Genomic DNA, 10,986 nt, shown 5'->3' with positions numbered 1-10,986 from the left:
CTACGCCGGAACCTCATGGTCCCCACCCCAGTAATCACTGATCTAGCGGTCTTCAACCAAAACTTACTCACCCGCTGCGACGAGCTCTTGGATCAAGACCATTACCGCAAGAAACAAGCCGTCAAAGACTTGTTCGCCCAGGACCACACTGCCGGACTGCCCCTACCAGCCATTACCTTCTCCCCGGTGCGTTACACCACCCGCAAAGCAGACCGGGAAGGCAAGATCAAGTTCGAGAATAACTACTACCTAACCCACCCCGGACTAGCGGGCGGGGAAGTCACTCTCGGGGTCGGACACGAAACCATTACATTCCATAACCGCCAAGGTACCCACATGGGAGAACTCCCCAGAAGTTTCACACACCAAGAAAACACAGTATCTAACCCCCAAACTCTCCTAGACCTACTCGCCACCCGGGCCGGGGCATGGAAACAAACCCCGCTACGAGACCATATGCCCCCACACCTAGTCACCGCCCTTGACCAGGTTGACTACGAAGAACGCCGCCGAACACTACGTGTTCTGCAAACCACCAGCCACACCCTAGGCTTCGCCGAAACCATGCTGGCAGCAGCCAAACTCACCTCTGACAAGCAACGCATAACCCAAGGCCCACTAGAACTCTTAGCCGCAAGAGTCGGCATCACCCACCACAATGACCCAGCCGTTGACCTGAACATCTACGACCAACTACTCAACAACGAGAACACCCCAGCATGAACACTCAAACCGCAACCCCGTTGACACTAACCAATCAGATCCGCACTCACGCAAAAGAAGCACGCCTAACCGGAGCAGTTCTAGAAGAACACCTCCAAGACGCGCACCCAGAAAACCTCAGCTTCCTCGCCACCTACCTAAAAGCCGAAGTCGCATCCCGCAAAGCCTCCGCCCGCAAAAGACTCATCACCACCGCCCGACTCCCGTCCATCAAAACCCTAGAAAACTACGACTGGTCCAAAGTCGTGCTCCCACCCGGACTCACCAGCCAGTCCCTAACCAGCCTAGAGTTCCTCACCACAAGTGAAGACCTCATCTGCTACGGCAACGTCGGCTGCGGCAAAACCCACCTCGCTACCGCCCTGACCTACCAAGCCTGCCAAATGGGCATCCGCACCCGTTTCACCACCGCAGCCGACCTAATCATGGAACTACGCAAAGCCAAAAACGAAGGCCACCTAGACAAAGCCCTCAACACCTACAAAAAGTTCCAACTACTCACCATCGACGAACTCGGCTACCTACCCATCGACCCCGAAGGCGCCCGACTCCTCTTCCAAATCATCGCCAACACCTACGAAACCAGCAGCCTCATCATCACCACAAACATCCCCTTCTCCAAATGGGGAACCATCTTCGGAGACGACAACATCGCCGCCGCCATCATCGACCGACTCATCCACCACGGACACCTCCTACGCCACCAAGGCAAATCCTGGCGAGTAACCCACGCCCTCATGCAATAACCAACTGGCCGGAAAAAACCCTGCAACATGGCCGACTAAAACTTGACAGAACACAAAGCACGATAGTCGACCACCTATCAGGCATGATTGGGACTGCTGCCAGTTTGGACTTGGAGTCAATGCGACGAGCGCGTCCTCCGCACCCCCTACTAGATTGCTAATCGATGAGTCCTCTGATCAACTCAGCGCGGTCCGTACCTCGAGGTCAGAAACCCCGCATCTATCCCGCAGACACAGCAGCAGCCGCCGACCAGCAACAGTATCTGAAATCAAGTTCCACCAGGCCAAAGCAAAGACAGCGGTATCCCGCAGCAACCTCCTGATGAAATGGGCTTCAAAATCGAGGGTTTTAAATCTAAAGGTCGGTAGCTTGGTGAGATCAGCCAACTAACCACAACTGGATCAAAACCGGGGCATCTGCATATTTCATCGATCGTCGATTCGCCATATATGTATGGTCAGGTCGAGGAGAGTGCTGGTCGTGGAGACTTCACATACTGAAGATTCCAGCACGCCGTGAACAAATCATTCTGAACAACTCGTCCGGTTGGTGCCGCCTAAGAAAACCCACAGTGCGCCTATTATTGAGATCACACTGACCATCAAGGAACGACGGAGGCGCGGTGTCAGAGTTCGTAAGCCCTTACTCCAAAGGTGGCGGCGGGTCACGATTTGAAAACCTGGTAGGCCTTCAATATGCCACGAATCTGCTGAGTGGAAGGCTCTGTTCCTTTGGCGAGCAAATCGAAGAGATAGCATGGCAGACAGATAGAGATGGCTTCGATGACATACGTCTGGCCTTCGTGCCAGACAGTGGACTGCTAGACACAATAGATATCCAGTGCCGACATCGCCAGGCGTTCACGGGCGGTGACTCTAAGTTTCAAGATCTCGTGGCGGACTCGGTCGGGTTCGTTCGTGAGTACGAAGGATCTGTTCCAGTAACTCATGCGCTGGCGATAGTTGTTGACTGGGCATCTCCGGCCAATAGAGATATGCGGGATCTCTGCGATCTTGCGCGGTCATATCCGACTTTAGAGGGCTTTCAGGCAAATCTCGACGTCGTTCGCGGAAAACTGTTCCAGCGCTGGAAACACGCCCAAAAAGCAGCTAAGGGATTATGTACAGATGAGGAGCTCTTTCGCGCGCTTCAGGTCCTTCGTATTGATTCGGTGGATATTGAGCAAGAAAGCTCGCCCGCCAGGATTCAAATTCTGGAGGAACTGTCCTCGTTCTGGACGCCGCCCGACCGACACCGCGGTATTGCCTTGGTCGGAGCGATCTTTGAGATCGTAACGGAGCTAAACAGTTCAGGCGGACACATTGATCGCTCGCAGCTACTGAAACGACTTGGTCCCCTGGCTCCCCCAACAAGCCACACCAAAACTCGCCGCGAACGATTGAAGAATTTGGCGGAAGCGGGGGTCAGCCGATCTGCTTCAGTAATCGGCATGATTGGTCTAGAACCGCATCACGCAAGCAATCTTGCACGTAGGCTCATCACTGAGCCCACTCGAGTGACTACTGAATCCTCCATCGCTGTCGTGACAGGACCAATAGGAATAGGAAAAACTACCGAGCTTGAAAGGCACCACCGCAGAGCGATAGAGCAGGCACTTGACAATCCGAAAGCACCATTACCGATACACGTGCTCGCAGCCCAGATAGCAACCGAATCCCTTGAATCAATAGTGGAGCGAGAAAGGGCATTCCTCAGCGGGGAGCCTTCGGCTCCTGTCGCTTTAACGATCGATGGTCTAGACGAAGTAGACCTCACGCTGGAGAGGATACTTCCAACCCTCAACACCCTCACCACGCGGTCACCTGGTTCCACAGTGCTGATTTCAACTAGAGCAACTGTTAGCAAAAGCATCAAGCAGCTCAAGATCCCGAAGCTTACTGACGAGGAAGCGACAGCTCTAATAGACGAAGTCAGGAAGCACAGGGCATTCCATGTGCATGGGCGGCCTGAACGAGTGGAAATGCTTCAGCGACCTCTCTTTGCCCTCTACTTCGCAATTAGCGGCAATACGTCCGAAAAGCGGAAGACTGAGGCGGAGCTCATTGATTCGATTGCCCGTCAGGCATGCAGTGAAGTTAAACCTGCCGTATTCGAGAAGCTCATTCAACTCGCGGTGAAGTGTCTTAATCAAGGTGGCGGGGCGGTGCCACAACTAGAAGTTGCTTTGCTTCCTGCAGAGCTGAACCAGCTCCTCAAGTCACGGATCGTGGTCACTGTTGACGGGAAGTTACGCTTCCAACTCGCGGTGCTCACTGAGTGGTTTGCTTGCTTCGCTTTGTTACGTACTCCTGACCTACTTGAAGAGACAGTCTCTTCACCGACAATGGCACGACGCTGGCGTTATGCCCACGCACAGGCGCTGAGGCAATCAGATGAAGTGAACGCCGATCGCATAATGGCCTGCCTCACCGAACACTCTCCGGGCACAGCAGCATGGGTATCAAACGAAGCAAAGGACATCGTGAGCTTTGGCCGGGCCAACGATTTTGCCCCTGACATCGTCACGCCTAAGAGCAGGATCCTGCTGGCAGACTCACATTGGTATCGCACACTTGCCAAACTTCCGGATCTTCATAATCCAAGTAATCCCGAGATCGAATTCGAGATCGAGACAATCCCCGGAGAAGTGCGATTAGGCACCCGACCGCGAGGAACTGGGGGACCAACAAGAGTCCAGTCCGTATTCAGTCGCGACAATGCATGGTGGTGGGTTCGCCAAGCCCAACCGCGTGACAGCGGGAAGTGGATCTGGGAATGGACATTGGATTCTGCGATACGAACGGTCGACAAGTGGCTGGAGAACGGAGCCAGCCTAAACGCAGTACCTGCTGCACGCGCCGAACTCGCGTTCGACTTCGCGCATCACATTCTCGATACCTCCCACCGAAGAACCACGGAGCCAATCCGTATCGAGGATCTGGAAGCTGTAATTCGGCCGATCCGCGAACAAGCACCCGATAGTCGGGTCACATTTGTCCGAGGTAGCCGCAAGCTTGATTTACAGGAAGCCGAACTCTTCGTCGCTTCACTGAAGTCCTGGGGTTGGGTGGAAGTCAAGAGTCCGTGGCCGACCCCGGACCGTCTCGCCAGATGGGTATGGGACAATTGGTCACCAGAGCAACTCTTGAAACGACTAACAGTTTCGACAAAGGCAGCACTCAACATCTACCAGCAGCTCGTCGATTCGTTTCTTCCAGACCTCAAACCGAGCTTGAATACCTATGCGATGCTTCCAGCTCGAGTGTTAGGTTCTGTCGCTTTCACAGACGACGAAGGATGGGAAGGTCAGCCACGCATACACTGGCGTTTGCAGCCTCTGCCACCAGACCAGAACAACGACGCCCTATGGACCATTGCTAACATCGAGACGGCCTACGCCAGGACAGACTGGAACGAATTGTCGGCAGAATTCGAGGCTGTACGCGGACGACAGGCTCAGCCGCCATCCTTCACAGTACATGGAGGCCTGCCAGGGATCTATGAGAGCAGACCCGCTGGTCTCATGGCACTCGATCTCCTTTCCTCCGATCTCAAAGCAATCAAATGGTGTACCACAATTCGAAAACTCGATAGCAGCGTTCGTTTTGCCCCCATTGACGCCGGTCCGACAGACGAGCTTGCGTATTGACCCACGTGCACTAACAGTCCGTCTAGCCATGAGATTTCTGGGAACCACTGCCGCTTCGACGCTGCCTCCCGGCAGAAAACCGCAGCCCGACCGAGCCGCCGTCATTGTTGCTGCCCAAAATAGCTCTTCCGTCCGTCGTTTTACGGCTGCACAGGTCGCCAGCTAGTCTCTTCTGGTGGGTCACATATCGTCTAGCGGCCCCACGAAGACTGACTTTCCGAGTCGGGATTATCCCCACCCAATGGCTACACAACCCCGCATCTATCCCGCAAATACGGAAGCAACCACCAACAAGCATCAGCAACTGAAAGCAAGTCCCATCAGGTCAAAGCGAAGATAGCGCTATCCCGCAGTAACTCCTGATAAGCGGGGGTTCAAAATCGAAAGGTCACGGGATCGACGCCCGTCGGAGCCACGAAAATCCCAGCGTGTTCTACCCGCTGGGATTCTTTTTGCCTACACCCACCCTCCAACCCCAAAATCCCTGAACCACACCATTTTCGTTATACGATATTGGTATGGGTACCAACGAGACAATCGACGGCAAGCCGGTAACCGAAGAACAGATTCAGGCATGGGCTGATGAGGCCGAGGCCGGATACGACTACGTCGCAATGAAGAAGCGCGGAAGGGGTCGGCCCGGACGCGGAGCAGTTGCTTCCCAAGTTATCGCCCTGCGTCTGACCAAAGAGGAAGTCGAGAGACTTGACGCTCGCGTGAAAGAAGAAGGAACCACACGCTCGGAAGTTATCCGAGAGGCGCTGCACCTGGCCTCAGCATGAAGGTCAACCCCTCCCCGCACGTAAACACGGGATAACAGACGACGACGCACTTTACGCCGCCGAGTGGGCACTGTGGATTGACGACCTCGACGAAGACAATCCATCGCGTCAGCTAAGAGTCGGATTCGACGCCAAAGGACGACTACTTGAACTGGTCATCCTCGTTTTTGACAGCGGAAACGAACTGGTCATTCACGCAATGGAAGCCCGACCAGGAGTAATCGACCTACTACCGTGACGAACCCGGTCGCAACCCTCAGCCGCGCCACCCGCCGCGCCTCGCTTCACTGCGCTGCGCGAAATGTATACGTTGGGATGAAATGTGCGTCTGGGGTAGCCCCCCACGCGGGGTTTTCACCCCCACATATGCATTTCACGACGTGTCGGTCTTGCCCCGAAATTACCAGCGTGCGCCATTGTGTTTAGCCGCCCCTTTCGGTAGCGCCTGTGGGTCGAACCGGAGCAAGCGCGGGTGTATCTGGTAGCGCGGTGGTAGGTCTTGCCGCAGGATTGCTTTCACCCATGCCCATAGGGGTCATGGCTGATGGAAGGAATCCTTGATGGCTGAGTACCGACAAATCATGTTGCTCCTGCTCGAGCAGCGCCCTTATCGACAAATCGAGGTGATGGCCGACTGTTCACATCGATCAATCGCGAGAGCCCGCCGCGTTCTCAATGAACAAAACCTCACGAACGCAGCTCAGGTTGAATCCCTCACCATGGAAGATCTCGATCGGCTCTTCACTGACGGGAGGAAGAGCGTCACGGGAGAGTTTGCGCCGATCAATATTGAGAAGGTCGTTGCAGCGAGAGTCGGACGGAAGAAACCACCATTGAAAGTGCTGTGGGCAAAGTATGTGCAATCAGAGGCTCCTGCTGGGGTGCGCCATTACGGGTACGACCGATTCTGCGAACTCGTTGCCGAGCATGTGCGCGTGAATGACCTCACTGCCCCGATCACGCATGTGTCTGGGCATACGATGCAAGTCGACTGGGCAGGCACCCGCATGCAACTCATCGACCCGATCAGTAGGGCCACCACCCCGGTGTCGGTGTTCATCGCGTCGCTGCCGTACTCGGGGCTCGTATTCGCTCGTGGGTAACTTGATGAGAAACAGCCCGCTTGGCATGACGCTCACCGACGCGCATTCGAATATGTTGGCGGCGTCACCTTGCTGGTGGTGCCCGACAACGCGTCGACGGCATCGAACCAGATCAGTAAGGCCTCGCGTGCCCGAGACGTGAACGACTCATATGCCGAGTTTCTAGAGCATTACCGGACCGCTGCTGTTCCCACACGATCAGCTGCGCCAAGAGATAAAGGGAACGTGGAAGCGGGCGTGAAAGTCGTCACGAACTGGGTGATTCACTACCTCGCAGATCACGTGTTCGCGTCTCTCGATGATCTCAACGAAGCAGTCGCAGAACGTGTGGAATGGATTAACCATAGAACCCCGTTCCGGGGCGAACAACGCAGCCGGATGGACTGGTTTGACGAGGCCGAGAGAACAGAGCTCCTCGAATTACCGGCCCAGAGATGGGAGCCCGTGGCATGGCGCAAAGCGAAGGTGCATCGCGACTGGCATATCCAAATCGACACGATCAAATATTCAGTCCCGTACGAGTTTGCTGGGTTGAATGTCGACGTTCGTATCGTCGGTGAACAGCTAGACGTGCTTGCCGACGGCGAGATCATCGCGACGCATCAGCGCGGGAGCCGTCGGAATGGGTACGTCACCGATGCTGAACATGCGCCCGCCTATCTCAAAGAAACAGCGGGACTTTGGACGCGCGCATATTTCCTTCGGCAGGCCGCGAAAGTAGGACCCGGAACGGTTGCTGCGCTCACGAGGCTGCTTGATGGGAAGAAGATCGAGGCACAAGGGTTCCGGTCGTGCATGAACATCCTCGATCTGGGGAAACGTGGCAGCCGACAACAACTCGAACACGCCTGCAAACAGCTCACCGACAACGACGCGCGCCGGCAGATCAGTTACACCGCCGTGAAACACGCGCTGGCGGTGGTGAGAGCTACGCAAGACGAACGCCCCCAAATCATGCGGTCTGATGCGAGAACAGCGGGGACTGAGTCGTCTCACTCGCATCGAACCGCTGATCGTGACACGAGCGGCGCGCATCTGGCAGGGCCCGGGGCGTTCAGCCTCGAAGTACTCACCAGCACCCAGTCAGAAGCGGAAGGGACCAATGTTTGAGCAGCACCTCACCGAGGACGATATGCCCCTGTTCACCAAGCTGCGCATGACTGCGTTTGGTGAAACCGTCATTGATATGGCGAACGATCCCGCCTGTGATGAGTGGTCGTTCTCGCAGAAGATCAGGCACGCCTTGAACCGAGAGATCGAGGCTCGGGGTGAGCGCCGTATGTTGAAACTGTTGAAAGCGTCGCGCACCCCGAACCCTGCCGCCTGTGTTGAGGACATTCACTACCTCGATGGGCGTTCGCTCAATCGTGAAGTCGTGGCCAGGCTTGCGGCTTGTAGATGGGTAGATCACTGCACAAACCTGATCATTCTTGGGTCATCAAGCGTGGGGAAATCATATCTTGCGCAAGCCATGGTGAATGCTGCCTGTCGTCGTGATTACTCAGCGAAGTATTACCGGTTGGATGATCTCGCGAACCAGCTCGCCGTTTACCATCACACCGACCCAGCCCGACTGAAGTTCCTGCAGGAGCTTCACTCGTGTGATGCCTTGGTTCTAGATGATTTTCTTACGACGCCGATCAGTAGTGAGACCGCGGCTGAACTCCTCAACATCCTCGCCGCGAGAGAAGGTCGCGGCTCGACCATGGTCACAAGTCAGTTCGATCCCGAGGACTGGTACAAATCGTTGCATGATGCCGTGATCGCGGAATCCATCTTGAATCGGATCGTGTCGAACGCAGAGATCGTGCAACTGGCTGGCCCGAACATGCGCAGACATGCCATTATTGATGCCAGCATCGAGGGCAACGGCGGGTAACGCACCCCAAACGCGGGCGGGAGAGCGCTCCGGTTACACCCGCCCGCGCTACCAGTTCGACCCACACGCGCTACCAAATAGCTCCGCTCTACACATTGTGCGCCGCGCTTACGACGCACCAGAACTAGGACTATCGGCGTACGATATCGAGAGGATATTTGAGGTAAAGGTTGAGGAGCTACTTCCGTGGCTAAACGCGAAACAATTGCTGAGCAGGCGCACAAGCACTACGAGCCCGGAGTTCCCTTTGAAATCCCCATCCCAACGGAGTCGGTCTACCACCTGCTCGAGGACGCAGCAAAGCGCTACCCCAACACCGTTGCCCTGGACTACTTCGGAAAAACCATCACCTACGCAGAGGTCCTTGACCAGGCTGAACGTGGCGCTCAAGTGCTGACTGACCTGGGCGTTGAACGCGGGGACGTAGTTGCACTCTCACTGCCGAACTGTCCCCAGGCTTTCGTCGCCTTCTACGCGTGTCAAAGGATTGGGGCGATTGCCGCCCAACACAACCCCATGGCACCCGCCGATGAGATTGCCGGTCAGGTCGCGCGTCACAAGGCCAAGGTTGCCATCGCGTGGGAAGGGTCGGTCGCTCACCTCCCAATCGGCGGGGACTCCACTTTGGAGACTGTGCTGTCCGTCGACATCACCGCTCACATGCCCGTCAAGACCCGCATCCTACTTACCCTTCCTGTCAAGGCCGCCCGCAAGCAGCGTGCTTCGCTGAGATCCCCGGTCCCGTCCTCGGCCCTATCGTGGGATAGGGCCGTCCGGGAAGCCAGCCCACTTCCCGCTCACTACCCGCACGCCAAAGTCGATGACATCGCGGTCATTCTCCACACCGGCGGAACCAACGGGGTCCCCAAGTCGGTTCCCCTCACCCACCGCAACCTCGGCGCCAACGTCGACCAGTGCCTGTTCTGGGTCTTCAAGTTGCACGAGGGCGCAGAAGTCTTCTTCTCACTCCTCCCCTACTTTCACGCTTTCGGTCTGACCTTCTTCCTACTGGCCTCGGTGAAGAAGGCTGCGACCCAGGTCGTGCTCCCCAAGTTTGACGTCGACCTCGCCCTCGAAGCACACCGCCGACGCCCCGTGACCTTTTTCGTCGGCGTCCCTCCAATGTTTGAACGGATCGCCAAGGGAGCGTTGGAGACGAACACCGACATCTCCACGATTCGTTTCGCAGTTTCCGGCGCCATGCCGCTCAGCGAAAAGGTTGCGCACCTCTGGCAGTCGGCCTCGCACGGCATCATTTTGGAGGGCTACGGACTCTCTGAGACCTCCCCTGTTATCTCCGGTTCTCCCCTCAGCAACAACCGTCGCCTCGGCACCCTGGGCCTGCCGTTCCCTTCCACACAGGTGCGCCTGGTCGACCTCGACGACCCCACCAAGGACGTGAAAGAGGGCGTGCGCGGGGAGATCCTGGTCAAGGGACCCCAGGTTTTCTCCGGGTACCTCAACGCCCCCGAAGAGACCGCGCGCGCATTCACCGAGGACGGGTGGTTCCGCACGGGTGATGTCGCAATCAACGACGACGGGTACCTCTATATGGAGGACCGAATCAAGGAACTCATCCTCTCCGGTGGTTTCAACGTCTACCCCAGCCAGGTTGAAGAGGTGATGCGCCTCTACCCGGGCGTTCGTGACGTTGCGGTGGTCGGATACCCCGTCGACGACAGTCGGGAAGTCGTGGCCGCCGCTTTGGTGATGGACGAGGGCGCAACCCTGCCCACGTTAGAGCAGGTCCGCGAGTGGGCCGGAGAGAAGCTCTCTGCTTACGCGATCCCCCGCAAACTGGAAGTGATCAGCGAACTACCCCGCAACCAACTGGGCAAGGTGCTGCGCCGCAGCGTCAAAGAGCAGCTCTTGGACCCGATGTCGAGGGCGTGGGAGAGCACAACAAAAGCAGTGACCGAGTTCGTGACGGACGGGCCCTACAAGGGTTCCGATGACCCGACCGCAAACGTCGAGTCCGCGGACACCCTCGGTGAGGCGCAGCCGGACCACGCTCCCGCTGACCCCCCAGCACCGGACTCAGAAGAGGCTCCCGAGGCCAAGTAGCCAACAAACCAGGCACCCACCACTAAACGCGTTCCCGCC

7 protein-coding genes and 1 pseudogene are annotated in these 10,986 nt (G+C 56.7%); all 8 read left to right on the top strand.

Features of this window, described 5'->3' with window-relative positions; genetic code table 11:
* Window positions 1–723, top strand: a pseudogene (locus IDL90_RS05720) (hypothetical protein); the annotation flags it as partial.
* Entirely contained in the window at window positions 720–1,469 is a 750-nt protein-coding gene (gene istB / locus IDL90_RS05715; RefSeq protein ID WP_187994661.1) for an IS21-like element helper ATPase IstB, read from the top strand. The pseudogene IDL90_RS05720 and the gene istB, both read left to right, overlap by 4 nt.
* Before the next feature lie 623 nt (window positions 1,470–2,092).
* Window positions 2,093–5,119, top strand: coding sequence for a hypothetical protein (locus IDL90_RS05710; RefSeq protein ID WP_187994660.1), 3,027 nt, complete (start codon window positions 2,093–2,095; stop codon window positions 5,117–5,119).
* 518 nt (window positions 5,120–5,637) lie between these two features.
* A complete protein-coding gene (locus tag IDL90_RS05705; protein ID WP_182141493.1) occupies window positions 5,638–5,901 on the top strand; it encodes a ribbon-helix-helix domain-containing protein in 264 nt (87 codons plus the stop codon).
* Between the two features lie 560 nt (window positions 5,902–6,461).
* Window positions 6,462–7,004, top strand: coding sequence for a hypothetical protein (locus IDL90_RS11290; protein ID WP_223175195.1), 543 nt, complete (start codon window positions 6,462–6,464; stop codon window positions 7,002–7,004).
* Between the two features lie 78 nt (window positions 7,005–7,082).
* Entirely contained in the window at window positions 7,083–8,114 is a 1,032-nt protein-coding gene (locus IDL90_RS11285) for a Mu transposase domain-containing protein (protein WP_223175194.1), read from the top strand.
* Window positions 8,107–8,883 (top strand): ATP-binding protein, encoded by a 777-nt coding sequence (locus IDL90_RS05695; RefSeq protein ID WP_187994659.1) that lies wholly within the window; start codon window positions 8,107–8,109, stop codon window positions 8,881–8,883. Before IDL90_RS11285 ends, IDL90_RS05695 begins: the two co-directional genes overlap by 8 nt.
* A gap of 186 nt (window positions 8,884–9,069) precedes the next feature.
* Window positions 9,070–10,947, top strand: a complete 1,878-nt coding sequence (locus IDL90_RS05690) for an AMP-binding protein (protein WP_182141495.1) — start codon at window positions 9,070–9,072, stop codon at window positions 10,945–10,947.
* The last annotated feature ends 39 nt before the right edge of the window (window positions 10,948–10,986 follow it).

The sequence above is a fragment of the Schaalia sp. JY-X159 genome, from assembly GCF_014525425.1.
Lineage (GTDB): Bacteria > Actinomycetota > Actinomycetes > Actinomycetales > Actinomycetaceae > Scrofimicrobium.
The sequence above is the reverse complement of the archived record's forward strand: the minus strand, read 5'-3'. Positions and strand labels throughout refer to the sequence as shown.